Annotated in this window: 20 protein-coding genes; 3 read left to right on the forward strand and 17 right to left on the reverse strand. The window is 68.4% G+C overall.

The window, feature by feature from the left end:
- Positions 1–24: 24 nt before the first annotated feature.
- The 6 genes from Y958_RS24855 to Y958_RS24880 all read right to left on the reverse strand — a co-directional run bounded on the left by Y958_RS24855 (position 25) and on the right by Y958_RS24880 (position 9,968).
- Positions 25–1,272, reverse strand: coding sequence for a histidine-type phosphatase (locus Y958_RS24855; RefSeq protein WP_186291602.1), 1,248 nt, complete (start codon positions 1,270–1,272; stop codon positions 25–27).
- Between the two features lie 23 nt (positions 1,273–1,295).
- Positions 1,296–2,444, reverse strand: a complete 1,149-nt coding sequence (locus tag Y958_RS24860; protein WP_088874600.1) for a hypothetical protein — start codon at positions 2,442–2,444, stop codon at positions 1,296–1,298.
- The gene (locus tag Y958_RS24865) at positions 2,444–5,398 is read right to left on the reverse strand and encodes a TonB-dependent receptor (RefSeq protein ID WP_186291603.1); all 2,955 of its coding nucleotides are present in this window, start codon (positions 5,396–5,398) and stop codon (positions 2,444–2,446) included. Before Y958_RS24865 ends, Y958_RS24860 begins: the two co-directional genes overlap by 1 nt.
- Before the next feature lie 46 nt (positions 5,399–5,444).
- A complete protein-coding gene (locus Y958_RS24870; protein ID WP_088874602.1) occupies positions 5,445–6,452 on the reverse strand; it encodes a FecR family protein in 1,008 nt (335 codons plus the stop codon).
- Positions 6,449–6,997: an RNA polymerase sigma factor gene (locus tag Y958_RS24875; protein ID WP_186291604.1), complete on the reverse strand. Its 549-nt coding sequence runs from the start codon at positions 6,995–6,997 to the stop codon at positions 6,449–6,451. Before Y958_RS24875 ends, Y958_RS24870 begins: the two co-directional genes overlap by 4 nt.
- Before the next feature lie 160 nt (positions 6,998–7,157).
- The gene (locus Y958_RS24880; RefSeq protein WP_244909685.1) at positions 7,158–9,968 is read right to left on the reverse strand and encodes a TonB-dependent receptor; all 2,811 of its coding nucleotides are present in this window, start codon (positions 9,966–9,968) and stop codon (positions 7,158–7,160) included.
- A gap of 233 nt (positions 9,969–10,201) precedes the next feature.
- Here Y958_RS24880 and Y958_RS24885 point away from each other — a divergent pair, with 233 nt between their 5' ends.
- On the forward strand, positions 10,202–10,432 hold the full coding sequence (locus Y958_RS24885; protein ID WP_088874605.1) for a DUF4160 domain-containing protein: 231 nt from the start codon (positions 10,202–10,204) through the stop codon (positions 10,430–10,432).
- Complete coding sequence (locus Y958_RS24890) at positions 10,425–10,853, forward strand: DUF2442 domain-containing protein (RefSeq protein ID WP_088874606.1); 429 nt, start codon at positions 10,425–10,427, stop codon at positions 10,851–10,853. The genes Y958_RS24885 and Y958_RS24890 overlap by 8 nt, the downstream gene beginning before the upstream one ends.
- A 22-nt stretch (positions 10,854–10,875) precedes the next feature.
- Here the strand turns inward: Y958_RS24890 and Y958_RS24895 are convergent, their stop codons facing one another.
- The 6 genes from Y958_RS24895 to Y958_RS24920 form a co-directional block, all read right to left on the reverse strand.
- A complete protein-coding gene (locus Y958_RS24895; protein ID WP_211098774.1) occupies positions 10,876–11,337 on the reverse strand; it encodes a hypothetical protein in 462 nt (153 codons plus the stop codon).
- Between the two features lie 108 nt (positions 11,338–11,445).
- The gene (locus Y958_RS24900; RefSeq protein ID WP_088874607.1) at positions 11,446–13,494 is read right to left on the reverse strand and encodes a hypothetical protein; all 2,049 of its coding nucleotides are present in this window, start codon (positions 13,492–13,494) and stop codon (positions 11,446–11,448) included.
- Positions 13,495–13,583: 89 nt separating this feature from the next.
- A complete protein-coding gene (locus Y958_RS24905) occupies positions 13,584–15,089 on the reverse strand; it encodes a tryptophan halogenase family protein (protein ID WP_088874608.1) in 1,506 nt (501 codons plus the stop codon).
- A gap of 84 nt (positions 15,090–15,173) precedes the next feature.
- Entirely contained in the window at positions 15,174–17,987 is a 2,814-nt protein-coding gene (locus tag Y958_RS24910) for a TonB-dependent receptor (protein WP_088874609.1), read from the reverse strand.
- Between the two features lie 208 nt (positions 17,988–18,195).
- Positions 18,196–19,170: a FecR family protein gene (locus Y958_RS24915; protein WP_088874610.1), complete on the reverse strand. Its 975-nt coding sequence runs from the start codon at positions 19,168–19,170 to the stop codon at positions 18,196–18,198.
- Positions 19,167–19,703, reverse strand: coding sequence for an RNA polymerase sigma factor (locus tag Y958_RS24920; protein WP_211098775.1), 537 nt, complete (start codon positions 19,701–19,703; stop codon positions 19,167–19,169). Before Y958_RS24920 ends, Y958_RS24915 begins: the two co-directional genes overlap by 4 nt.
- 269 nt (positions 19,704–19,972) lie before the next feature.
- Here Y958_RS24920 and Y958_RS24925 point away from each other — a divergent pair, with 269 nt between their 5' ends.
- Positions 19,973–21,595, forward strand: a complete 1,623-nt coding sequence (locus Y958_RS24925) for an ABC-F family ATP-binding cassette domain-containing protein (RefSeq protein ID WP_088874612.1) — start codon at positions 19,973–19,975, stop codon at positions 21,593–21,595.
- Here the strand turns inward: Y958_RS24925 and Y958_RS24930 are convergent, their stop codons facing one another.
- The 5 genes from Y958_RS24930 to Y958_RS24950 are packed head-to-tail and all read right to left on the reverse strand — an operon-like array spanning position 21,596 to position 26,241.
- Positions 21,596–22,594, reverse strand: a complete 999-nt coding sequence (locus tag Y958_RS24930; protein ID WP_088874613.1) for an FAD:protein FMN transferase — start codon at positions 22,592–22,594, stop codon at positions 21,596–21,598.
- Positions 22,591–23,112, reverse strand: coding sequence for a nitrous oxide reductase accessory protein NosL (locus Y958_RS24935; RefSeq protein ID WP_088874614.1), 522 nt, complete (start codon positions 23,110–23,112; stop codon positions 22,591–22,593). Before Y958_RS24935 ends, Y958_RS24930 begins: the two co-directional genes overlap by 4 nt.
- Positions 23,112–23,942: an ABC transporter permease gene (locus tag Y958_RS24940; protein WP_088874615.1), complete on the reverse strand. Its 831-nt coding sequence runs from the start codon at positions 23,940–23,942 to the stop codon at positions 23,112–23,114. Before Y958_RS24940 ends, Y958_RS24935 begins: the two co-directional genes overlap by 1 nt.
- A complete protein-coding gene (locus tag Y958_RS24945) occupies positions 23,939–24,862 on the reverse strand; it encodes an ABC transporter ATP-binding protein (protein ID WP_088875223.1) in 924 nt (307 codons plus the stop codon). Before Y958_RS24945 ends, Y958_RS24940 begins: the two co-directional genes overlap by 4 nt.
- An 11-nt stretch (positions 24,863–24,873) precedes the next feature.
- Entirely contained in the window at positions 24,874–26,241 is a 1,368-nt protein-coding gene (locus tag Y958_RS24950) for a nitrous oxide reductase family maturation protein NosD (RefSeq protein WP_088874616.1), read from the reverse strand.

Consider the following 26,241-nt stretch of genomic DNA (forward strand, 5'->3'; position numbering starts at 1 on the left):
TGGGCGGTCTTTCCGGGCGGGAGATCAGGGGGCGACCGACAGCTTGTCGGCCACGGTCTTCACGGGGCACAGCGCGCCGCAGCCCGGCAGGGGCAGCACGGCGCTCCAGGGCGGGCTGGTCAGGCTGAGGGGCGCCAGATTGCGCACCTGGTCCGGCGTCTGGGCGACATAGGCGACGCGGACCAGGGCCTGGCCGGCGGCGTCACGCCACAGCTCCAGCCGCAAGCCGCCGCCCACGGGCGGATCATCCTCGCCATAGCCCTGGACCTGGAAGTGCACGCCCAGCAATCCCGCGATGGCGGCGATGTTGTCGTCATGGCCCACCAGCAGGGTGACGGGCGGCTGGCCGGCGCCGGTCAGCGCCTCCGCCAGGCGCGGGGCCAGGGCCACGGCCTTGCGTGGGGCCATGTAAGCGTTGCGGGCGAAGACGTCGAACTGTAGGCCGTGCAGGCGGGAAATCTGCGCTAGCGCGTCGCTGAGGCCCGGGCCCGCGCCGAAGCGGCCCCAGGCTACTTGGTCCGGGGCCATGCCCTCCAGATATTCCAGGATGAAGATTTGGGCGGCACCGGCGGTCAGGGCGACAGGTCCACGCAGGTCGACGCCACGGTTGTCGGCGCTGGGGCTGATGACGGTGCGCTCCTGCACCAGATCGCAGGCCGGCAAGGTCTTGTCGCAGCCCAGGCCGCGTATGGTGAGCGCGATGGCGGGCACCAAGTAGGTGGAGGCGTTGCGGACGTCGCCCATCTCCGGCTCCATGGCCTTCACGGCGGCGGCCGCGTCAACGGTGGCGGCACCGGCCTCGAACGGATCGAACAGCGGGTCCAGCGTGCCTGGCGGCTTGTGCCCCACGGGCAGGGGGCAGTCCGGCGCCAAGCCTTGCGCCATGGCCTCGCCGGTGCGGATGGTCCGTTCCGCCGAATTGGTCCAGATCGCCACCTGGTTCGCGGCGGGGCAGCCCTGGGTCGGCAGCAGGCCGTTGGCAGCCAGCCACTGGCGCTGATAGGCGCCCATCAGCGTCGCGGCGGCGGCGCCATGGGGCGTCAGGTGGCTGGGCACCACCGGCCAGGTGGGCCACGAGCCCTGCGCCAGCCCGGGGGCGGCCTCCGTATCCAGGGGCGCCCGCACGCCATGGCGCACCAGCATGACCACCCGTTCCAGCGTCAGGGGCTGGCCGTTCGCGGCGCGGGGCGCCACGGTGGCGTCGGGTGCCGCTTGGGCCGGGGCGGTCGCCAGCATCAGGCCGGCCAGGAGAAGGGGAAGAAGGCGGGTCACGGGCATCTTTCCAGCAGCAGGGGTCAAAACACGCCTTGGGCGCGCAGTTGGGTCAAGGCTTGAGCGAGGGCGTCCAGTCCGCCCTGGGCTGCCAGCGACTGTACACGGGCCGCCCCCAGGCGGCTCAGCACGGCGTGGCGATAGCCCCAGGTGTAGCGGGCGGGGTCTCTGGCATCCACGCCGAAGCGGGGGGCCAATTGGCGCAGCAGGGCGTCGGCATCCTCCACAGCCGGTTCGGCGTAGACCCAGTTGTGGTCGGATTGCGCGTGGATCAGGCAGGCGGACCACCAGCGCGGCACGGCGCCAGCCTCTGTCATGCCGGCGAGGGTCAGGCCACCCGCCTGTGACGGCGCCAGGTAACCCGCTGCCGCCGGGTCCACCCGGGCGATGATGGCGGCGGCGCGCAGCCAGTGCACCAGCCGATCGGGCTTGCCCCGCTCTGGCGCCTGGTGGGCGCAGGCCTGGACGATGACCAGGTCGGCCGGCAGGCGGCGGGCCATTGCCTCCGCCAGGCCCAGGATGTGGTGGGCGCCGGTGCGGTAGTCGCCATCCGCGCCATGCCCGCCCAGAGATATCTCGGGCGGCAGCCCGCCATCCGGCCGCCAGACGAATAGCAGGGCCTTGGCCCAGTCATGCCACAGCGGCGCGGCGGCGATCAAATCGTCCTGCCCCTCCAGGCCGACGCCGTCGATGGCGCGGTAGGCGGCGGCGAAATCCTTGGCGCTTTGGACATTGAACGCCTCGTGCAGGGGCAGGCCACCGGGCCAGGAATGATGGCTGCCGGCATTGCCGCCGGGGGCGGCGGCGAAGGGTTGGGGCAAATGGGGGCAGGGGCCGCCCTCGCCGGGCAAAGCCGGGAACAGTCCGTCCGCCAGGCCGTCGCCGGGATCGGCCAGGCCCTCGGCCACCAGCCGGTCGATGATGGCCCGCTTGTCCGCCTGGCCCAGGTTGGCGCGATGGGCCACGCAGGTGGCGGGATTGAACAGGGCGTCCTCGGTCGCCGCCTTGATGACCGGATCGCGCATGGCGTCGACATCCGCCCGCAGCCGGGCCAGGGCCTCGCGCGTCAGGGAAGAGGCGCCGGCCAGGGCGTCGGCATCGGCCGCCAGCACGGGCGGGGCCAGCAGCAGCGCGACAGTGATGGCGGCGGTCAGGCGCAAGGGTAGGGTCATCAGAACTCCTGTTGCAGGCTGAGTTCATAGCTGCGGCCGGCGCTGATGGTCTGCACCACGGCGTCGCCGTGACGGCCGACGCTGGTGCGGTAGGCCAGAGCGTCGCCCAGATTGCGCACCGTCAGGCGGGCGCTCAAGCCCCCGCCGGCATCATAGCCGGCGCTGAGGTCAAGCCGGCGCGTGGGATGCACCCAGGTGTCAAGCGCGCTGCCCGCCAGGGTCGTTCCGCCCCCGGAAATAAACGCGATGCCGTAGGACTGCACGTAATCGTCGGCCCAGCGGTAATCCACGGCCAGATGCAGGGCGTCTCGGTCGTAACGCAGTTGCACCCCGGCCAGCCAGCGGGGCGCGTACTGCACTCGTTCCACGGCGTTCAAATCGGGGCTGTTGAGGCGCACCGCGGTGGTCTCCCAGCTGAGGGTGCCCGCGAGATGGAAATCACGCAGGACCTCGGCCACAGGCGCCAGCCCCTGGTCCACCGACAGTTCCGCCCCGGTCAGCCGGGCGGTGCCGCCGTTGGTGGGGATGCTGAGTCGGACTTGCGCGTCACTGGTGGGGGAGCCCACCGCCAGGCCGCCGCCGGCGTCGTAGAGGTAATTTTTTAAGCGCTTGTGGAAGAGCGCCAGTTCCAACCGGCCCTCCTCCCCGGCGATGTCGCCCCAGGTCCAGGCGCCGGACAGGTCGAAATTCAGGCCGTCGACCGCCTTCAGGTCAGGGTTGCCCCGGGTTATGGTGACCACGCCATCACTGTCCTGGGTTGCGGTGGCGTTGCCCGCCAGCTGATAGGGTGACGGCGCGGTCTGGCTGGTCCAAACGGCGGCGCGGTAGGTCCAGCGCTCATCCGGTTGCCAGCGGGCAAGCACGCGGGGCAGCAGGGCGGTGAACCGGCTGCCACTCTCGTTCCAGCCGTAATGGACGCCGCCCGTGGGCACGCCGTTGTTGCCCGAAAGCCAATAGCGGTTGGTCAGGTCGGAGAATTCCGCCCGGAACCCCGGCAACAGGGTGAGGTCATCCCAGGTCAGCCGCGCCTGGGCATAGGCGGCCACCGTGCGCTCCCCACCGCTCAGCGTGTTGCCGTTCCAGGCATCGGCCGTCCAGGTCGCGGTGCCGTCACGCTGGCGGTACAGCTGCGCCAGCCGATCGGGGTCGACCAGGGGGAAGGTGAAATTGTAGATGCCGCTGAGCGGTGCCGTCAGCGTGCCAGCGCGCAGGCCCACGGCCGCCAGCTCGGCGACGGTGGTGCCGGCGTCCACCGCACCCCGCCCGCCGACCAGTTGCCCCTCCTGGTCGCGGCGGTAGCTGTCGCGCTGGCTGTCGGTGATCTTCACCCCCGCCTCCAGCGTGGCATCGGGACCCAAGGCAAGCTTGCCGTCCAGGGCGCCGCCCAGCCTGTCCTGACGGCTGGACAGGCTGGTGATCTGGCCGCGGTTGGACACGGGCAGGCTTTCCACCCCGTCAGCCATCGCCAGAGCGCCGGATGGCGCCGCCACGACGGGATAGCCATCCTGGTGCCCCAAGCTCAGTCCCTGGTTCACCGTGGTGCCGGTAGGATTCCAGAACGACAGCTCGATATGCTGGGGCCGGCCGTTTTCCCCCCAGGTGTAGAACAGGCGGGGCGACAGGGTGAGGGCGCCCGTGTGCCAGTCGGCGCCCAGCTGGGCCGTGCCCAGGGTGGCGGTGTCGGGGTTGGTCTCGAACCAGTAATGCACCTGGGTCTTGACGCTGCGGTTCTCATAAAGGCCGTTGCCCAGGGCGACGCGGGTGATGAAGCTGGGGTCGCGCCCGCCCTGGAAGCCCATCTGGTAGACCTCCTGGTCGGTGTCGGCCGTGGCCACGGTGACATGGGCGAAGGCGCGGAAGGTGTCGTTGGGCTGCCAGTCACCCGCCAGGCTGCCGCCCCAGCGCCGCGTCTCCCCTTCCGAATATTGCACGTTCAGCGAGGTGGCCAGCAGGTTGCGCGCCGGATCCATGCCGGCCGGCGTCTGTCCGTTGGCGTCGACCAGGCGGTATTCGAACTGAGTGGACTGGTAGGACTGTTCCACGCTGGCGAAGCGGTTGCGTCCGTAATAGCCGGTGACGGCCAGGCCCAGGCTATGGTCGCGGCCGAATTGGCGGGCGAGGTCCACGGTGGCGAGGCCCCCGCCCGAGGGCCGGCCCAGGCTGGCGGAGCGTTCGTCCAAATTCCCCTGGACCAACAGGCGGGTATGCTCCCCACCCTCCAGGGCGGACGCCAGGCGCAGGTCGAACTGGCCCGCGGTGGCGTCGCCGTCGTCATGGGCGTCCGGCGTCTTGGTCAGTTCCACCCCGTCCATGGCCAGCGGCGGCAGCAGGCTCAGTTGCACGGCGCGGCTGTAGGGCATGCTCTGCGCCACCGACACGCCGTCCAGGCGGGTGACGGCGTAGGCGCTGTCCAGCCCGCGCACGGCGGCGAACTGGCCTTCGCCCCGCGCCGCCCGGTCAATGCCGCCCAGGTCGCCCTGAAGGGAGGTCACCAGCACGTTGACACCGGCCAACCGGCCCAGGCTTTCCGCCAGGGTGCGATCGGCCCCGTCATGCAGATCCGCCGTGGTCAGGCTGTCGGTCACGGCGGTGGCGGTGATTTCCGCCGGGGGCGTGCCGTGGTAGGGCGCCTTGATGATCAGCACCTCGGGCAACTGGCCGCCGCTGGCCGGTGCCACGGCCGGGGTGGGCGACGCCCGTTCCAACTCAATGGCGCCGCCGTCGCCCAGGCGATAGCGCAGATGGCAACCCGATATCAGGCGGCCCAGCGCCGCCTCGAAATCCGTCACGCCCGCCAGCGGTCCGGCGCGGCAGCCGCGCACCAGTTCCGGCCGGAACAGCACGTCGTGGCCGGACTGGCGCGCCAAGTCTAATAACGCACTGCCCAGGGGTTGTTCCGCAATAATGAAAGCCGTTCCCGCCATCGCGGGCGCCGCCGCCAGCAAAGGCAGCACGGCGCAGGACGCCGCCAGCCGGCGGCGTCCGGGTCGGCGTTGAGGCTTACCGCCGGCGCGCAATCCGGTAATCCCCATTGGCGTCCTGCCGCCAGGTGATGGGATGCAGGCGGGCCAGGGCGGCGAGGAAGCCGGCGACATCGTCGGCGCGGTAGCTGCCGCTGACGCGGATGGCACCCAGGGCGGGGTCGTCCAGGCGCAGGACGATGCCGGTGCGGGCGGCCACCTCCGGCACCACCTGGGCCAGGGGCATGTCGTCGAACAGCATGCGGCCGTCCTGGCGGGCCTTGACCTGGTCGACGTTGGCCTTGCCCAGGCGCAGGGGCCCCCGACCATCCTGGTCCACCTGCTGGCCGGGCACCAGGCTGGCCAGCACCCGGCCGCTGTCGCGGTCGCGGATTTCGGCCGCCCCCTCCAGCAGCACGGCGCGCACCTGTCCGCCGTGCGATGAAACGGTGAAGCGCGTGCCCAGGTCGCGCACCTCCAGCGCCCCGGCCATCACATGGAAGGGGCGCAGCGCCTCGTGCGTCACCTGGAACTCCGCCTCGCCCTGGGCCAGGTCCACGCGGCGCCCCAGCGGGTCGATGCGCACATGCAGGTGGGTGGACCCGCCCAGGCGCATGACGGTGCCGTCGGACAGGGTGACCTGGGCATGGTCGTGGGCGGCGGTGACGTAGTCGGCCTCGCTGACCGCGCCGTTCCACAGCCAGACCAGGGCCAGCGACAGGACGGCAGCCAAGCCGCCCGCCAAGCCGCCCAGGGGGGGCATCCAGGCGATGGGCCGCCAAGAGCGGTGAGGCCGCGTCTTCTCATTGGCCAGGCGCAGACCACGGGCACGGGTCAGGTCCGGCCGCAGCGCGCCCTTGTCATCAATGGCGCCGCTGGCCGTCCAGGCGCGGGTCACCAGATCCATGGCGGCGGCATGCCGGGTGTCGGCCGCCAGCCAGGCGCGGAAGGTCCGCTGACCCTCCGGCCCCAGTTCCCCCGCCTGTATGCGCCGCAGCCAGACGGCGGCCGTTTCCAGCAAGACTTGATCGTGATCGGTGGAGGTCAACGCGCCGGCTCCACCATCGTCCGGGCCAGGTGGGCCAGGACGCGTTCGATTTGACGAGACACCATTTTGACCTCAAGGCCCAGGCGGCCGGCCACTTCCCGGTGGCTTAGCCCATCAACCCGCACCAGCAGAAAGGCATGCCGCGCCAGGGGGTCGACGTCGCGCAGCGCCGCCTCCAGGCTGGCCAGCTCCTGCCGGACCATGACGGTGTGCTCGGGCGTGGCGGCGCCGTCGTCCGCCAGTTCCGCCACCTCGTCCAGGCCGTCGTGGGCGTCCTGGTGGCGGGCGGTGTTGCGACGGAAGCGGTCGACCAGCAGGCTGCTGGCCACGCGCAGCAGGAAGGCGCGCCAGTTGTCCACGCCCCGCGCGGGGGCGGCGGCCAGCGCGCGCAGATAGACGTCCTGGACATAGTCGTCCACGTCCTGCGCCTGGCGCACGCGGCGGGCGAAATAGCCGCGCAGCACGGATTGGTGCGCCTCGAACTCTGCACCGTCGAACGCCGACAGCGCATCGCTCTTGGCCCTGGCATCGGCCTGACTGTCCATCTTTCCCCTCGGCCGACTAATTGGCGCGGACAAGGTCATAGCGACGGCAGGCTGCAGATTTATGATGGAGGGCTGCGCCATGTGCAGGCTCCGGATGACGGGGACGCGGGGGTGGAATGGGGGCAGGGCTTGGCGGCCCCACCCCCGGTAGCGGAACGGATCAGTAGGTATACTTGACGGTCATCAGGGCGGTGGTGCCGCTGTCGACGATGTTCGACAGCGTCAGGCTGTTGTGCCCGATATGCGCCCAGTAGGTGTAGTCACCGGTGAGGTTGGAGACGGAGCCGTCGACCGCAAAGCCGTTGTCGAACTTGTAGCCCACGTGCAGGTCCAGGCGGTTGGTCGGCCGGACCCACATGTTGTCCCAGCTGCCGCCCTGGCCCAGGTAGTCGTAATAGGCCAGGTAGGAACCGGTGTAGTTGTAGCCGAGATCGGCGGAGAAGCCGCCCACGGTGTAGGACAGGGTGGCGTTGGCCAGCCAGCCGGGGGCGTTCTGGATGGGCTGGTCGGCGTCCAGGCCCTTGATGCCGGTGTCGACCACCGACCACTGGCGGGTGACGTTGCCGCCGATGCTGAAGCCGGACAGCCAGCCGGGCAGGATGGTGTCGAACTTCTGCCGGAAGGCCAGTTCGATGCCGTAGACGTCGCCGTCGCCGCCATTCTTGGGCTGGCTGATGCTGACCAGGTTGCTGGTGGTGCTGAACGGGTTCACCAGGGTGGAACCGTTGTCGAACAGGTAGTTCGACAGCCGCTTGTAATAGACGGCGGCCGAGGCCGTACCGCCCTGGCTGTTGTGCCATTCACCCGACATGTCCAGGTTGGTGGACTCGATTGGCTTCAGGTTGGGGTTGCCCTGGGTGATGGTCTTGACACCCGTGTCGGCGCTGATGGACACGGAGGAAGAGGCACCCAGCTGCACCAGGGCGGGCCGGGTGTAGGACTGGCTGACGCTGGCGCGGTAGACCGTGTCGTTGTCCGGGCGCCAGTTCACCAGCACGCTGGGCAGCGGCTCGTTGTAGGTGGTGCTGCTGTTTTCCCAATGGCCCACGGTCTTGCCGTCGCTGTTCAGCTGCCAGAAGGTGTTGTGGATGTCCGTGTGCTCGAACCGGATGCCGGGGATGACCTCCACCTGGCCGAACTGCAGGTTGGCCATGACATAGGCCGACGTCACCTGCTCCCGCCCCTTCAGGGTGTTGCAGTTCATGTTGTCGACGTAGTTGCCGTTGCAGGTGTCGAAGCTGCCGGCCGTCTGCAGCTTGTAGAAATAGTCCAGCAGGGCCTGCTGGCTGACCTTGGGCACCGACCAGCTGTAGCGGCCGGGATAGACCGAGGAATAATAGCCGTTGGCGATACCCAGGCTGGACCAGGTGCTGTTGGGGTAGCCCAGGGCCGAGAAATAGGGGTTGGTCCAGTCGCGGTTGGTGACCGCGCGGTCGCTTTCCACGAACTTCACGCCGGCCTTGATGAAGGACAGCGGGCCGTTGTCGTTCATGTCGTACTGGCCGTCCAGCTTGGCGCCATACTTGTCCTGATGGCTGCCCTGCTGGGTCAGCTGGCCGGCGCGGCGGGCCCACAGCGCGGTGGCGGCGTTGTTCAGGGCATCATACATGCCCGGGCTGAACACCGGCACCGGATAGCCGTCGTTGCTGCCCATGCCGGCGATGCCGCTGGGGAAGCGGGCGCTGCTGCTGTACTGGTCGTTGCGGGCCGAGGCTTCGATATGGTTGGGGCGGTCATTGTTGGCGGCGCTGAAGAACACGGTGGGCGTCAGGGTCAGGGCGCCCAGCTTCTTCTCACCGCCCAGCTGCAGGGTGGACAGGTCGGCGCGCTCCGGGTTGGTCTCATACCAGACGGAGGTGCGGTACTTGTCCACGCTCAGGCCGTATAGGCCGTTGGCCAGGGCGTTCCAGCTCTTGTCCGTGCTGATGATCTGGCTCAGCGTGCTGTTCTGCACCGCGTTCTCGCGGGCGAAGGAGCCACGCAGGAAAACGGCGGTGGTGTCGTCCGGGTGCCAGTCCAGCGACAGGTTGCCGCCATAGCGCTCCGTGCTGCCGTCCGAGACGCCGACGCTGATGCCGGTCTGGCGCAGGTTGGACGCCGGGTCGGTGCCCGCCGGGTTGGTCGACCCGTTCTTGGTGCTGCTGACGGCATAGCCCCAGCCGCCGTCGTTGTGGGCGCTGTCGACGCCCGCCATCTCGCTGTTGGTGAAATAGCGCTTGTCGTAATAGCCGCTGACATAGACGCCGAACTGGCGGTCGCGGCCGAACTGGGTCGCCACCTCGGCGGCGGTGTTGCCGCCCAGGCCGGTCTCGCCATAGTCGCGCGCCCGGCTTTCCAGGCGGGCACCGCCCTGGATGCTGAAGTGCAGCGGGTTGGCGAAGTCGTAGGCGGTGGGGGTGCGGAAGTCGACGGTGCCGGAAATGGCGTCGCCGCTCATGGACGCGTCCAGTGTCTTGTTGACGACGATGGTCTGCAGGCCGGATGGCGGCAGCAGGTCCAGCTGAACGCTACGGCTGTAGGGCAGGCCCTGCGCCACCTCCACGCCGTTCATGAGGTCGACGGCGAATTCGGAGTTCATGCCCCGGATGGCCACCAGCATGCCTTCACCGCGCGAGGCGCCGTCGATGCCGCCGGCCACCGACTGGCCGGTGTTGCTGACGGTCACGCCGGGCAGCAGGCCCAGCGCCTCGGCCACGTTATGGACGGCGGTGTGCTCCAGCTCCGCCGCCGACATGATGTCGACGGTGTTGGATGCGCGGATCTTGGCGGTATCGGCCTGGTCGCGGTTGGCGAAGACCAGGATTTCATCCAGCGTCCCGTCGGTGCTGGCGTCGAGCGCGCCGGCGTCGGCGGCGTTGGGGGCAGGGGTGGCGGGGGCGCTGGCTTCAGCGGCATGGATGGTCGGTGCGGCCAGCAGGGCGCCGGCCATGGCGCCGCACAGCAGGACGTCCTTGAGCATCGTGTGTCGCATAGTCTTCTTTTGGCTCCGTCATGGACGCCCACGACGGGCGCCCTCGGAAGCCAAGACGCGGCACGCGGCCAGATTCCGGGCTGTCACGGAACTTTAGTAATTTTGGTTTCGTTATTCGGCGCGGAGCCGTCCCTTTTGACCTCGACATGTCTGGCAATTGCCGAGAAGCTTGATCGAGGGGCTAACTGACAGAGTACCGTTCCCAAGCGCTTAGGTTTTTGATAAGGTAGGTCATGCCCACGATCCTGCGCATCGATGGCCTGCGCGTCGTCATCTATCCCAACGATCACCCGCCGGCGCATGTCCACGTCCTGGGGCCGGGGCTGGCGGTGGTGATCAACCTGGTGGGGATGGAACTGCGCGAGGCCATTGGCTGCACCGAGCGTGAGGCGCGTCGGATCCTGCAGGTGATCGCCGAACACCAAGAGACCCTGCTAACGGAATGGAGGCGTATCCATGGCTGAACTGACCGCCGCCGCCTTCGAGGAGGCCCAGGCCCGGGGTGAAGAACGCTTGCGCGGCCCTCGAGCGGAGAGCGCTCATTATGATGCCGGCCGCAATCGGGTGATCGTACTGCTGACCACCGGCATCGAGGTGGGCTTCCCCCCTGACGTCGTGGAGGGCTTGGCGGGTGCTGCGGCGGCAGACCTGGCAGAGATCGAGGTGGAGGCGTTCGGCCTGGGGCTGCACTTCCCCCGCCTGGACGCCGACCTCTATGTTCCCGCCCTGCTGGAGGGCATCCTGGGGTCCAAGCGGTGGATGGCAGAACATTCCCCAGCAGCCGTGCTGGGCGCCAAAGGCGGGCAGGCGCGGGGCGGTGCCAAGGCCTCGGCCGCTCGTGAGAATGGCAAGCGTGGCGGCCGGCCGAAGAAGGTCAGCGCTTAGATCTGGGATGCGGATGCTCTACCTATCGCGCCGCCAGTATCGAATCCCACATGCCGAGAGTGGAATTTATTGCCTGAATCAGCGATTCTTTCGTTCCGTCATTCAGTTCGACAGTTATTTCCGCTGCTTCGGCGAAAACCCCGGTTCCGAATGGTGCAGTGAATAATCCTTCAGGGATCGTAACCTGGTCGGATGAGGATAAACTACGGGGCAAGGTTTTATGTTGAAGCAACAATTTGGCGTGTTTGGAGGCGTCCGCAACGTCACGGATCAGTCGAAAATCCGGGCATTTGTCCGCTAGCTCCTTATGAAGCTTCGACAGAGTTTGGCCTCCTACACAGCACTCCACATGCCAGTAGTCGGCCATATGATAGAGCACGATGGCAGCCAAACGCCCCCGGCGAATGTCCAAGGGGTTGGCGAGGAACTCGTCGACTGTTGGCGTCACGATCGAACGAAAGAAGTCTCCAGCCAAGTTGGGCATAGGGGTATTCCACCTATCGGTCAGGGCAGCCATCATAACAGACGGATGGACTGATACGTCATCCTGGCTGTCCCCGCTCCCGCTGAGTGGATAGGGTTTGGTTCTGGCTCAGCGCCCCGCTCCCGGCGGCTGCACGGCCAGAAACACCGTGCTCCACAACTGGGCGGCGTTGGACTCGTCGGCGTCGTTGCCGGCGGCGCCATAGGGGGCGACGACGTAGTGACCGTCGTGATAGTCCCAGGACCACAGTTCGGAATTCTGCACGCCCTTGGCGGCCTCGATGTCCCGCCACAGAGCGGTCTGCATCCGGGTCAGCTTGGTCCGGGTCGTGGCCGGCAGGTCGGTGCGCGTCAGCTGGCGGGCCAGGCCGGCGGCTGTCAGGGCCTGCTGCCAGGACCAGACGACGGTGCCATGATAGGCGGTGCGGGGGAACAGGTCCTGCACCGGGGCGGGCGCATAGGCCGGGTTGGCCACCAGCATGCCGATGCCGGTCATCAGGCCGGCGGGGAAGGGGCGGTCGGCGGCCTCCACCGCGGCGTCCAGCGCCCGGGGGCTGGGGTGGCCGAACAGCATCTCGAACCCTTCATCCGAGTGCAGGACGGGGACGGGGGTGCCGTCGGCGTTGAGCGACAGGGCGTGGAAACGCACCGGGCCCTTGGGCAGGGCCGCCAGCGCCGCGTCGGCCGGCACGCCCGCCTTGGCGGCATAGGCGGCGACATCCCGGCGCGCCTGGGCCGGCGCCACCGTCACGTCGAACAGGGCGGGGGCCTTGGCCCGCCACACCTTGGCGAGGTCCGCCGCCTTGGCCAGGTCGGCACGGGCGGCCGCGTCCAGCCAGGGGTCCAGCAGCTTGGCTTTCAGCAGGGCGTCCGCCGCCTCCAGGGCCGCCGGCACCAGGATGGCGTTGACATCGTAGGGATAGACACCGCCGCCCAGGCCGGTGTTGCTATCGCGCCATTCGCCCACCTGCTGGCCGTGCTTCAGCCGCACCAAGGTGGCGGTGCCGGAGGTTGCGGCGAATGGGACGGCCTGGGCCACCACCTGGCGCAGGTTGCGCACCAGGGCCGCACCCGCCGCCTCGCTCTCCCCATGCCGGCCATCGGGGGCGGCCAGGAATTCGGCGGCCGCCGCCCGGCCGAGCGCGTCGTCCAGCAGCCAGGCCCGCGCCACCGGCGCCAGCAGGAAGTCGCTATCCACCATCTTGTAGTCGTAGACCGGCGCGTCCGACGTGCTGCCGTTGGCCTTCAGATGGTCCAGGATGGCGAACTCACCGACATCCTCCTCATGCGCCACCTCACCGGCCGGCGACAGGCGGGCGAGGACGGAGCGCAGGCCCGCCTGCACCGCGTCCGGCTGCAGGGCCGGCATCAACAGCATGACGGACATCAGGGTGTCGCGCCCGAAATAGGTGTGGAAGCGCCAGGACCCGGCCAGCAGCTTTTCCTGATAGCTGAGGAAGGTGAGGGCGTCGCGGCTGGCCGGCTGGTCGGCGGCACCGGCGGTCAGCAGATGGTCGCCGGCCAGCGGGGTCAGCGGCGCCTCACCGGTCAGCGCCGTGACGCGCAGGCCGATGATGCCGTCGGCACCGGCCTTGAACCCACCATCCGTCAGCCGGCCATGGGTCACCGTCACGGTCAGGCGATAGCCGGCCTTGCCGTCCAGGCGATCGCGGCTCCAGTCCAGCGTGTCGGTCGTGCGGGTGGGCTGCACCTGCACCTGGGCGGGCATGGTGCGCAGGGTTTCATAGTCGCGCAGCACCCGGGTGCTGGACAGCACGCCCTGGCGGGGCACGGCGCTGTCGGCCTTCAGCGCCGCTTCGAACACCACCCCGCGCAAGGGCCGGCCCTGGGCGTCGGTGGTGGTCACCGGCTGGGGCGTGCCGGTCAGCGTCCAACTGGCGGTGTCGGCCGTATCCAGCCACAGGCCCACGCTGCTGTTGCCGGCGGGAAAGGCCACCAGGATGCGCGCGTCCTTGCCGGAGCGCAGCAGCAGGTGGGCCGCCACCTCGCCCTCACGCACAAAGGCGTTGAGGTTGCGCCCCTCCGTCAGGCTGTAGGACAGGGCAGGCTTGGCGGCCGTGTCGGCGAAGGCTGCCGGTGCCCAGGCCAGCGTCAGGGCCAGGATGGAGCTGGAGAGCAGGTGCGAAAGGCGCGGCATGGGCGGGTCCTATGAGGCGGGCATGAACCGGGGGAGCGCCGCCCCCCGGGGACAGGGGGCGGCGGGGTGAACGACGGGAAGGGTCAGGGTCAGGCGGTTCCCATCACGCGGCGAAGATATTCTTCGTGGCTGGGCAGGGTGGCGGCGGCCTTGGCCATCTGGTCGCGCAGGCGCAGCAAATGGGCCAGGTTCTCGTCCGCCGGCATGGTGTCCAGCAGCGGGTTGTAGTCGGTGGCCCGCAACCCCTGGCCCATCAGCACGGCGAACCAGCTGGCTTCGCGGAACAGCTCATCGGTCGAGAGTACGATGCGGCCAGTGCGGGTGAAGTGGCGTTCCTTCAAGGACAGCCCCTCAGGCACCGCCATGGCCTGGCAGTGGCGCCACAGGGGCTCATCCCGTCCCTGGGTGCGGCTGTAGTGCAGCACCAGGAAGTCGCGCACCGATTCAACGTCGGCGCCGTAGACCCGGTTGAACTGGCCCGCCGTCTCCTCCGGACAGTCGCGGGTGGGGAACAGGGACAGGAGCTTGGCGATGCCGCTCTGGATCAGGTGGATGGATGTGGACTCCAAGGGCTCCAGGAAGCCGCTGGACAGGCCGATGGCGACGACATTCTTGATCCAGGATCGCCGCCGCCGCCCGGTTTGGAAGCGGATCAGGCGCGGGTCGGCCAACGCCTTGCCGTCCAGGTTGGCCATCAGGGTGGAGGCCGCCTCATCATCGCCGGCGAACCGGCTGCTGTAGACGATGCCGTTGCCGGTGCGGTGCTGCAGCGGGATGCGCCATTGCCAGCCGAAGGCGTGGGCGGTGGCGCGGGTATAGGGGACGGGGGCGGTGACACGCTCGCACGGCACGGCCAGGGCGCGGTCGCAGGGCAGCCAGTGCGACCAGTCCTCGAACCCGCTGTTCATCACGCCCTCGATCAGCAGGGCGCGGAGGCCCGAGCAGTCGATGAACAGGTCGCCCTCCACCACCTGGCCCCGGTGGGTGGTCAGGCGGGTGACGAAGCCGGTCTCCGGATCCTGCTCGATCCGCTCCACCTTGCCCTCGACACGCTTCACCCCGCGTGCCTCGGACCGGCGGCGCAGATGAGCGGCGTAGAGGCCGGCGTCAAAGTGGTAGGCGTAGCCCAGGGTGGAGAAAAGGGACTTGGGATCGGGGGCGGGCGGGCCGAACTTGTTCGCCATGGCCGCCAGCGTGGCTAGGGAATAATCCTGATGGCCGTGCGGGAAGCCGCCCAGGCTGGCGCGGATCCAGCGGTGGAAGAACATCTGCGCGTCGGCCGGCCCGCCATAGCGGCCGAAGGGGTGGAAATAGCGGCTGTTGCCCCCGTTCCACCCGACGAACTCTATGCCCAGCTTGAAGGTGGCCTTGGTTTCGCGCAGGAATTGCGCCTCATCCAGTTCGACCAGGCGGTTGAACCAGTGGATGGTGGGGATGGTGGCCTCCCCCACGCCGATGATGCCGATGTCATCGGACTCGATCAGCGTCACCTCGAACTGCGGCGGGGTGTTGACCTTGGCCAAGGCGGCGGCCGTCATCCATCCGGCGGTGCCGCCCCCCAGGATGACGACCTTCCGGATCCGGCGATTTGACACGGTTTCGCTCTCCTTCGAAAAAAAAAGCGGGCGGCGGGCCCCGAGACTGATCCGCCGCCCCCAGGGGAGGAAGAGGAAGCCGGATCAGAACTTCGCGGTCAGGGACACCATGGCGTTCGGGCCGACGATGCCACGGCCATAGAAGTAGCCGTTCACGACCTGCTGGGTGAAGCCCTGGCGGGGGTTGCCCTCCGTCAGGCCCAGTTCATCCGTCACATTGTCCACGCTGACGTTCAGCGTCATGGCCGGTGTGATGTTGTAGATGGCGCCGATGGTCACGACGCCGTAGCCGGGCAGCTCCACCTGGTTGCCGTTGTCGGCGAAGATGCGGCCGACATATTTGTAACGCAGGTAAATCTGGCCCTTGTTGTTGGGCAGGTTGTACTCCGGCGTGACGGCGTACAGGATCTTCGGCGTGCGGCCCGGGATCTTGCCATTGTAGAAGGCGGCCACCTGCGGCGCGATGTTGGTGCCGTTGACGTCGATGAAGCCGACCTTGACGTTGCTGAACGTCGGGTCCTGGTAGGTGGCCTGGGCGTGTACGCCGAAGGCGCTCAGCGGCTCGTACTGCGGGCGATAGTACAGGTCGACGTCGACGCCGTTGGTTTCGGAATCGGCGAAGAAGCCCTGGTTCAGATTGGGATCGGCCGGATTGACGCCGCCGCCCCAGGTCTGGTTCTTGAACTCGGTGCGGAAGCCGCGGACGGTGCCGGTCAGGCCATAGTCGGAATAGGTGACGCCGCCTTCATACAGGCTCAGGGCGGCCGCCTGCGGGTTGGTGCCCTGGGTCTGGTAAGCGTGGGCGTAGCGGGCATAGACCGACAGGTTCTGGGCGATGGTGTAGTTGACGCCGGCCGTGACGTGCACCGGCGACTCATGGCCCGAGGTGTAGCTGTAGGTGCCGTTGAACGCGTTCGGGTTCACCTGCACGATGCCGCCCACGCCCGCCGGGATGGGCTGGGGCGAGCTGTTGCCCGCCACGCCGACGGTGTCCTCGCGCTCATAGCGCACGCCGAAGTCGAAGTGCAGGTCCTGGTTCCAGGCGAATTCGTCGTTCACGTAGACCGACTTCGACGTCTGATGGGTGGCGCTGATGCCCGCACCCCAGTTGCCGTAGGAGATCATGCCGTTGTTGCCCAGCGTGCCCAGCACGTTGCCGGCGCTGTTCATGGCCACGATGTCATAGATGTTGGACTGGTTCTTCACGTCGTTGATGACGGTGGAGACGCCCGACTGGTCGTTGGCGATGTCGGTGGCGTAGATCATGCCGCCCACGGTCAGGCTGTTGGTCCAGCCGTCGCCCGAGGTGTCCCACTTGGCGCCGAAATCGCTGCCCCAGTCGCGCAGCTTCACCAGCTGGCGGTTCAGTACGGTCTGCTGCAGCAGACCGTTGCCGTTGAGCGCGTTCAGGGCCGCGGCATTGGACGCCGCGGTGACTTGGCCGTTGGTCAGGTTGCGGATGCCGAACTGCGTGGTGCCCGGGAAAGCGGCCAGGCCGGACTGCAGCAGGTCGTAGATGGGCGAGGCGCTGGTGGGCGTCAGGTAGGTGAGGGCCGACGCCAGGCCGCCGTTGCCGGTGCCGCTGCCGGCGAACACACCGTTGAAGTCCCAATCCGTCTCGGTATAGCGGCCGCGGGCGAAGAGGGAGATGCCGTGGTCGAACTCACGCTCCCCATCCACGCGGAACTGGTGGCCGGTGGCGTGGATGCCGTCCTGCATGCTGAAATTGCGGAAGCACTGGCCGTTGGCGTAGCAGGAGTCCGGCACGCTGACGTTGGCGAAGCCCTTGCCGATGATGTTGCCGAACTGCGTGTCCAGGCCCGGCACGCTTGAAATGGTGCCGTTGTTATAGGCGTAGGGCTGGTCGGCGTAGTAGGGGTCGTGCTCGTCCCAGTCCTTGACGGTGAAGCGGATCCAGCCGTCCTCGAACTTGTGCTCCAGCTGGCCCTTGATGTGATAGGTCTCGTACCGGAAGGGGGAACTGCGCACACCCGGCGTGCTGTCGTAATAGCCCGAGATGGCGAAGGCCGTGTCCTTCAGATCCGGGATGGGGGACGAGAACCATAGGTCGCCGCGCCGGTCGCCATAGGTGGTGCCGGTGATGCGGGCGATGCCGCCGGCCTCGTCGAAGTTCAGCTTGCGCGAGATGAAGTTGATGGAGGCGCCGGCGGCGTTGGGCGTCAGGATGCCCGAGCTGCCGCCCTGCAGCGCCTCGACCCGGTCGATCGAGATGTCGTTCTGAAACACCTCGTCATCGTTCAGGCCGCCATAGATGGCGGGCATGCCGTCCTCGATCAGACGGACGAACTGCTGGGTGCCGCCAGGCAGGCCGCGCACCGAGTAGTTGTTGGACACGGGGCCAGCCGTGCCCTCGACGAAGATGCCGGGGATCATTTCCAGCACGTCGACGGTGCTGCGTGGCGCCTTCTGGGCCAGGTCGGCCTCGTTCACCGCGGTGATGGCGACGGAGGCGTTCAGCAGGTTGCGCTTGGAGCGCAGGCCGGTGACGATGATTTCCTGCAGGTCCGGCGCACCGCCCACCTGCACGGTATCGTCGGCGCCGGCGGTCGTGGCGGGGTTGGCCTGGGCGACCTGGGGCTGGGCGGCGGCACCGTCTGCGGCGGCCCCTTGGGCGGCAGCATTGCGCAGGGCCGGGGTCGCCGTGGCGGCGCGATCGGACTTGCGGCTGACCACGGCGGCGCCCGAAGGGTCGCGGTGCACGGTCAGGCCGGTGTTGGCCAGGATGCTGTCCAGCGCCTGCTGGGCGGACAGGCGGCCCTGGGCGCCCTTGGTGCTGATGCCGGCGACCTCGTCGGCCTTGTAGATCAACTGCGAGCCGGTCTGGCGAATATAGCTTTCCAACGCGGTGCGCAGGTCGCCAGCCGGGATGTCGATCATCGTTTCGGCGACGGATGCCAAAGTGATCGCGCGCGGAGGTTGCGGCGCCGCAATGGATTCAGCGGCTTGCGTTAGTGCTGGCCAGCAGACCGTCGTCAGAAGGGCGGCGGAAAGGGCGTGACGGATATTGGGATTTGGCACGATTTCTCCCTCATTTCTGGATTGTTGTATTCGGCTATGACGAAGGACCGTGCCGGATCCCCTATTCTCAATTTGAAATTCTTATTTCCCTGCCGTCGTCGATTACCTTCAGGCCGAAACCGCTGTGCAGCAGGCGGGCGAAAGCGTCGACATTGGTGGCCTCGAAACTGCCGCCGATGCGGATATCGCCCATGGGCCCCTCAGCCGGCACCACCAGTTGCTTGCGGTTGTAGCGGTTGAACTCGGCCGCCACCTCACGCAAGGGACGGTCGGTGAAGACCAGCGTCCCGTGGCGCCAACCCAGGGCGTCCCGGACTTGTTCCTCGCTGCGCGGGCTTTTCCGGATGGCCTTGGGCTGCGCCACCGCCGCGCTCAACTGCGTCACCAGCGTGGGGGCCACGTCGTTGGGATGGGCCATGTCCTCCACCAGGACAGCACCCTCGGCCACCATCACCTCCAGCCTGTCGCCTTCACGGCGGACGGAGAATTTGGTACCGACATCGACGATGCGCAGGTCGCCGCTGACGACGACGAAGGGGTGCTTGTCGTCGTGCACCACCTCGAAGAACGCCTCGCCCTTGTCCAGCCGCACCTCACGTGTGGTCTGGTCGACGGACGCGCGCAGGCGCGTGTTGGTGTTCAGCTCGATCTGCGATCCGTCCTGCAAGTGGGCGGTATAGCGGTCGCCGACGCCGGTGCTGAACTTCTGCCCGGCGGCGAAGGGCCAGTCCCAGTCATCCAAGGCGGGAACGATGACGACCAGGGCCACCGCCGCGGCAACGGCCACCATGGGCGCCCAGCGGCGCCACGGCCCGCGCGCCACGCCGGCGCGCGGCGGGGGCAGGACGGGGGCCTGGCGGGTGGCGCGCAGCTGGTCGGCCCGCTGCCATGCCGCCTCCAGCCGCAGGTAGGTCACGCGGTGGCGGGTGGAGGTGGCGATCCAGGCGTCGAACCCTGCCTTGGCTGACGCATCCAGCGGGCCGGCATCCTGACGGGCCAGCCAGCGCGCCGCCTGTTCCTCGATGGGATCATGCTCCATCATGGCTGTCCCATCTTGCGCGGCCCCATTTTGCGCGAACGCCGGCCGAAGCGGCCGGTCACGGGTTCGGGGACGATGTCGACCATGGCGTCGGCGATCAGGCGCACGCCCTTGGCCACCTGCTGCTCCACCGTGCTTTCGCTGATGCCCATGCGGCGGGCCACGTCACGCTGGGGCAGGCCATGCACCTTGCGCAGCAGGGTCACCTCGCGGCAGCGCGGCGGCAGGCGGTCGATGGCGGCCTGCAGCAGCCGCATGGCCTCGCGGCCGACGGCGCTCTGTTCCGGGTTGGGCACGGTGTCGGCCACGTCCAGGTCCTCAAGATCGATGACGGTCTCGATGGAGACCACCTGCGCGCGGCGCGCGCGGTCGATCAGCAGGTTGCGGGCGGTCATGAACAGGAAGGGCTTGGTCATCTCAGGGATCGCCACGGTCGCCGCCTCGTAGACGCGGGCGTAGATTTCCTGCCGAAGATCGGGGATCTCGGACGCCTCCCGCCATTTGCGGCGCAGATAGCCGGTCAGCGCCGCTTCCAAGGGTAGGACTTCCTCCACAAACCATAGATCCACCGCACTTCTTTTCACCGGACGTCCTTCCTCCCTCGGTTTTCCGTGCGCACACAGGCGCCCTTTTCTTGGATGACGAACGGGCGCCAAAAATCCGTTATGGGCAATGGGAAAAATTTTCGGGGCCAGGATGTGCCGGGCGCAGTCCCATCGCTGGACCGGTATGCCGATCCGGACACTATCGCGTCGCGCATCCTGTGGCATAAGGGGGCCAACCCCGCCTTTGGAACCTGGTCCCCATGATCCGCCTCGAAAACATCAGCAAGCACAACGGCCACCGCATCCTGTTCATGGAGACGTCCGCGGCCTTGAACCGGGGTGAGAAGGTGGGGCTGGTCGGCCCCAACGGCGCCGGCAAGACCACCCTGTTCCGCATGATCACCGGTGAGGAACTGCCGGACACCGGCCAGGTGTCGGTGGAGAAGCAGATCACCATAGGCTACTTCAACCAGGACGTGGGCGAGATGTCCGGCCGCAGCGCGGTGGCGGAGGTCATGGACGGCGCCGGCCCGGTCAGCGAGGTGGCCAAGGAAATGGCCATCCTGGAGACCGCCATGGCCGACCCCGACCAGGCCGACCGCATGGATGAGATCATCGAGCGCTATGGCGAAGTGCAGGCGCGCTTCGACGAGCTGGGCGGGTATGAGCTGGAGGGACGGGCGCGCGAGGTGCTGGCCGGCCTCAGCTTCAGCCAGGAGATGATGGACAAGGATGTCGGCATGCTGTCCGGCGGCTGGAAGATGCGCGTGGCCCTGGCCCGCATCCTGCTGATGAAGCCCGACGCCATGCTGCTGGATGAACCCAGCAACCACCTGGATCTGGAAAGCCTGATTTGGCTGGAAGGCTTCCTGAAGGGCTACGACGGCGCCCTGCTGATGACCTCGCACGACCGCGAATTCATGAACCGCATCGTCACCAAGATCATCGAGATCGACGGCGGGTCGCTGACCAGCTACTCCGGCGATTATGTGTTCTATGAGCAGCAGCGGGCGCTGAACGAGCGGCAGCAGCAGGCGCAGTTCGAGCGCCAGCAGGCCATGCTGGCCAAGGAGCTGAAGTTCATCGAGCGCTTCAAGGCCCGCGCCTCGCACGCCAGCCAGGTGCAGAGCCGGGTCAAGAAGCTGGACAAGATCGAGCGGATCGAGCCGCCCAAGCGCCGCCAGATCGTGACGTTCGAATTTCCGCCAGCGCCGCGCTCGGGCGATGACGTGGCGGTGCTGAAGAACGTGCACAAGGGTTATGGCAGCCGCACCATCTACAAGGGCTTTGACCTCACCATCCGCCGCAAGGAGCGCTGGTGCGTCATGGGCGTCAACGGCGCGGGCAAGTCCACCCTGCTGAAGCTGATCGCCGGCGCGGACCAGCCGGACTCCGGAACCGTCACGGTTGGCGGCAGCGTCAAGATGGGCTATTTCTCCCAGCACGCCATGGAGCTGCTGGATGGCGAGCAGACGGTGTTCGAGGCCCTGGAGGCCAAGTTCCCCCAGGCGGGCCAGGGCTCGCTGCGGGCGCTGGCCGGCTGCTTCGGTTTCTCCGGCGACGACGTGGAAAAGCGCTGCCGCGTCCTGTCGGGCGGGGAGAAGGCCCGGCTGGTGATGGCCATGATGCTGTACAACCCGCCCAACTTCCTGGTGCTGGACGAGCCGACCAACCATCTGGACCTCGACACGAAGCAGATGCTGATCACCGCCCTGGCGGCGTACGAGGGCACCATGCTGTTCGTGTCGCACGATCGCCACTTCCTGGCCACGCTGTCCAACCGCGTGCTGGAACTGACGCCGGAAGGCATCCACCAGTACGGCGGCGGCTACACCGAATACGTGGCCAGCACCGGGCAGGAGGCGCCCGGCCTGCACAGCTGATCATGCCAGCGCGGCGGTGGCGCCGTTGGCGTGCGCGCGCCAGGCCTGGCAGTCCGGCAACTGCGCCAGCAGCCGTTTGACACCTTCCGGCGGCATGATGCTGAAGGCGGTGGACAGGGCGTCGGCCAGGGTGGCCGTGGGGGCGCGCACGCTGATGCTCATGCTGGGGTCGCTGCACGTCCCCGTGGCCGGGTCGAACAGGTGGTTGCAGCGGCCCGTGGGCTCGAACAGCGTGCCGTAGGCGCCGGAAGTGGACAGGGCCTGGTCCACCAGGGGCAGGGTCAGCAAGGTGCGCTCATCTTCGCCTGGTACTTTGATCCCAGCGGCCCAGGGCCGGCCGGCGGGGTGGTGGCCCACCGCCCGTATCTCCCCCATGTCCACCAGGGTGTGGGCGACACCCCGCGCCTTCAGCAGGGCCACCACCCGGTCGGTGACGTAACCCTGGGCGATGCCGTTCAAGGTCAGCGCCATGCCGGGGCGGTTCAAGGCCACCCGGTCCGCCGTTACCGACACATGGGCATGCCCGACAGAGGCCAGGGCACGGCGCAAGGCCGCCATCGGCGGGCCGGCCGGTTCGGCGCCGGGCTTGCCGAAATGATCGGCGTATAGCGTCCATAGCGGCTGCACCGTGGGGTCGAAGGCGCCATGGGTCAGCCGGGCGATGGACAGCGCCTCCGCCAGCAGGGCCACCAGGTCGGACGGCGGGTCGGCCAGCACGCCGTCGCGGTTCAGTCGGTTCAGCAGGCTGTCCGGCCGATACAGGCTGAACATGCCCTCCAGCCGCGCCACCTCCGCCAGGCTGGCCTGGATCAGGGCATCGGCCTCGGCCGGGTCGGGATGGTTGATGACCAGCTGGGCATCAGCGCCCAGCGCCACGCCGGACCAGCGGCGCAGGGGGAATGGCGTCTCGGCCGCCAGCGTGCCGCGCAGGCCCAGCAGGGGCAGGCCAGCGGTGGCGGCCAGGATGGTCAGGACGCGGCGGCGGGTGGGTATGCTCATGACGCACCACTCCGGTCGCTCTCGTTGAACACCTTGTCCTTGGGGATGTCGGCATAGCGCACGACGGTGCCGTTGTGCGCCGCCGCGAAGGCCCGCGCCGCCGCTTCGCTGCCGAAGGGAAACAGCTCATCACTGCCCATGGCGCCCTGCTCGGCGCTGCCCACCACGTAGAAAGCTGTGCGGGCGTCGATCCAGCTGGCGGCCGGCGGATGGTGCTGGTCGTCGCTCATCAGCTCCATCGCCGTCACGTAGATGGCGGCGATGTCCTTGGGCTCCTCCGGCAGCAGGGTATAGGCCACCGTGTCGCGGACGGAGGCGAACCACACCGGCATGGGATCGCCCTTCAGCAGGACCTGACCTTTGGGGCCGCTGTGTTCCGTCACCGCCATGTTGCAGAAATGGGCGAGGTCGGCGTCGGTCAGGCTGTGCGGTGCGGGGATGGCCGCGACCTCCGCCTTGGGTTTGCAGCTGGCGACGGCCAGGATGGCCAGCACGGCGATCAGGTAGGGGGCGCGCATCAGATTTGCCTCCGGGAAAAGATGAGGGCGGCGGCGCCTAGGGGTAGGGCGGTCCAGCCGGCCAAAACGGCGAGAAGGGTGACGGGGCCCAGGTGGATCTGGCCGGCGATGCCGGCCATGCCGGCGAATTGGCTGACCTGGGCGGTGCCCGTCAGGTTGAACAGGCGGAAGGCGTCGGCCGGGTTGGCCAGCATCAGCCAGTTCAACAGGCCCACGGTGACGGTCTTGCCCTGGTCCGCCACCAGGACGCCCAGCAGGGCCATGTCGAACACCAGCACGAACACCAGCCACAGGCCGATGGCGATGCCGCCGGCAGCACCCCGGTCACGCACCAGGGCGCTGATCAGATAGCCCAGCGCGATGAACACGGCGCCCAGCAGGATGCTGGACCCGATCAGCCCGGCGAAGGCGCGCCAGCCCTCCGGCCCCGTGTCGGCCCCGGTGGCCACCAGGGCAGCCCCGGCCGCGCCATAGCCCACCAGGGTGGCGAAGGCCAGCGAGGCGAGGTGGCCCAGGAACTTGCCCAGCACCACCTGGCCCCGCGACACGGGGTAGGAGAGCAGCAGGCTCATGGTGCCGCGGTCGACCTCACCCACGATGGCATCGAAGGACAGCAGCAGGGCGATCAACGGCACCAGGAAGATGGTCAGGCTGGACAGGCTGACCACCACCACGTCCAGGGCGCCCACGCCCACGGTGCCGGTGGGCACGCTGCCCAGGAAGGTGAGGCTGAGCGCCAAAGTGGCCATCAGCAAGGTGGCGGCGACAACCCAGCGGTTGCGCAGGCCGTCGCGGATTTCCTTGCCGGCGAGAATCAGGGGGATGCTCATGCGGCCTGCTCCCGTCGCAGGAAATGGGCGTAAAGTTCGTCCAGGCTGGGTTCCATCACGGCGATGTCAGCCAGGGGCAGGTTGGTCAGGCGGCGCAGCACGGCCACCTTGTCGCCGCCGGCGCACCGGCATTCCACCGCGTGGCCGTTGGTTGAAACCTGGCCCAGCGTCCCGAGGGCATCCGCCACCGCGCCCGCCGGGGCCCCCGTGGCCTGGATGCGCACCGGCAGATCGGCCAGGTGGCGCAGATCGGCCAGGGTGCCGTCGGCGATCTTGACGCCCCGGTTCATCACGATGATGCGGTCGGTCTGGCCCTCCAGCTCCGTCAGCGCGTGCGAGGACAACAGGACGGTCACACCGGCGGCGCGCAGCTCCTGCACGATCTCGTAGAACACCTGGCGCAGGGCCGGATCCAGGCCGGTGGTCGGCTCATCCAGGAACAGCACCTTGGGCTGCCCCAGCAGTGCTTGGGCCAGGCCCAGGCGCTGGCGCATGCCCTTGGAATAGGTGCCGACGCGGCGCCGCGCCGCCTCCGCCTCCAGCCCGACGCGGGCCAGCAGGTCGGTGTTGCCGGCGCGCGCCACGTTCTTCAGCCGGGCGTAGAAATCCAGCGTCTCTTGTCCGGTGAGGGAGGGGTGGAAGGCCAGGTTTTCCGGCAGGTAGCCCACGGCCCGGCGCAGGCGGGCGGCATGCGCCCCGGCCGGATCCTCGCCCAGCAGGCGCACCTGTCCGTGGGTGGGCCGGATCAGGCCCAGCATCAGTTTGATCAGCGTGCTCTTACCGGCGCCGTTGTGGCCCACCAGGGCCACGCACTGGCCCGGGTCCAGGTGCAGGTTGACCTCGGTCAAGGCGGCGCGGGCGCCGTAGATCTTCGTGACCTGGTCGATGAGGACGGAGGCGTTGGTGGGGAAAGCGTTCATGGGGTGGGCGCTCATGGCTGGGCACTCGCGATGGCGGGGGGCGGCTTCATCAGGGGTGCGCTGTCGACCACCCCGCCGGGATGCAATGCCGGGAACTGGGCCTGGGCCCAGCGGATGACCTGGATGGCCGGGCTGTTCAGCAGCAGTTTGGCGGCGGGGAAGCGCCAGACGACGCGGTCGACCAGGTCGTTCGGGCGATAGGCCTCATCGGCGATGCCGTCGCCGTTCAGGTCGAAGGCGGGGTTGTCGCTCCAGTAATTGCCCCGGCCATGGTCGGACCAATTCAGCGAGCGGGTGCCGACATACATGACCTGAGTGCGGTTGCCGATGAAGGCGTTGCCGGTCAGGGTGTTGCGCTCCGCCCCGGCGGTGAAGTGGATGCCGATGTCGCAGCCGTCGAAGCGGTTGTCGGCGATGCGGTTCTTGTTGGCGTTGTAGACGAAGACGCACTTGGCGGTGCCGGCGCGGAAGCCCCCCTCGCTTCCCGTCACCCGGGGCATCATGGCGCCGTCGCCGGCGTCGCCCCCTGACGGGCGGCCTGACTGCGGCCGCAGGAAGCGCCCCGTCACCCGGTTGCCGATGACGGTGGAGGCGTTGGCGTAGTTCAGCAGCAGGCCGTAGTCATTGTCGCCCATGGACTGGTTGTTCCGCACCTCCAGACGGTCGGAGAACATGAGGGCGAAACCGATGTCGTTGCCCACCGACACGTTGTCCAGGATGCGACTGTCGTTGGTGTACATGTAGTGGATGGCGAAGCGGACGCCGGCCATGCGGTTGCCCTGGAACAGGTCCTGGCGGCTGGCGTTGGCGAAGATGCCGTCACGGCCGCCGGTGATGCGGTTCTGCACGATGCGGGCACCGGGGGCGTTCCACACGGTAATACCGTTGCCGCGCTGGCTCATGGGCAGATCGGTGCGGCCGGTGATGTCATTGCCCTCCACCGTGGCGTCATGGGGACCCTGGACATAGACGCCGTAGAGGTTGCCGGTCAGCCGGTTGTCGATGATGCGTGCGCCCGTGGCTGTGGGTTGCAGCAGCACGCCGGCGTCCATGGTGTGCTGTTCGACGCCCGATCCCGTCAGGGTTAGGCCGCGCACCGTCACCTCCGGCGCCGCTACGATCAGGGCGCTGCCCGTGCCGCCGGCGTCCACGGTGGCGGCATGGCCGGGCGGTCCTTCCAGGGTCAGCGGCTTGTCGATGGTGACACCACCCTGGTGGATGCCCGGCGCCAGGCGCAGGACATCCCCCGGGGCGGCGGCCGCCACCGCGCGGGCCAGCCCGTTCCCGCCGGCGGACACCTCGCGCACATCGGCGTGTGCGATCGGGGCCCACGGGCAGGCCAGCAGCAGGACCAGTATGACGGTGGCGGCTGCGCGCAT

Origin of the sequence: Nitrospirillum viridazoti CBAmc, assembly GCF_000730165.1 — a bacterium.
Taxonomy (GTDB): Bacteria; Pseudomonadota; Alphaproteobacteria; order Azospirillales; family Azospirillaceae; genus Nitrospirillum; species Nitrospirillum viridazoti.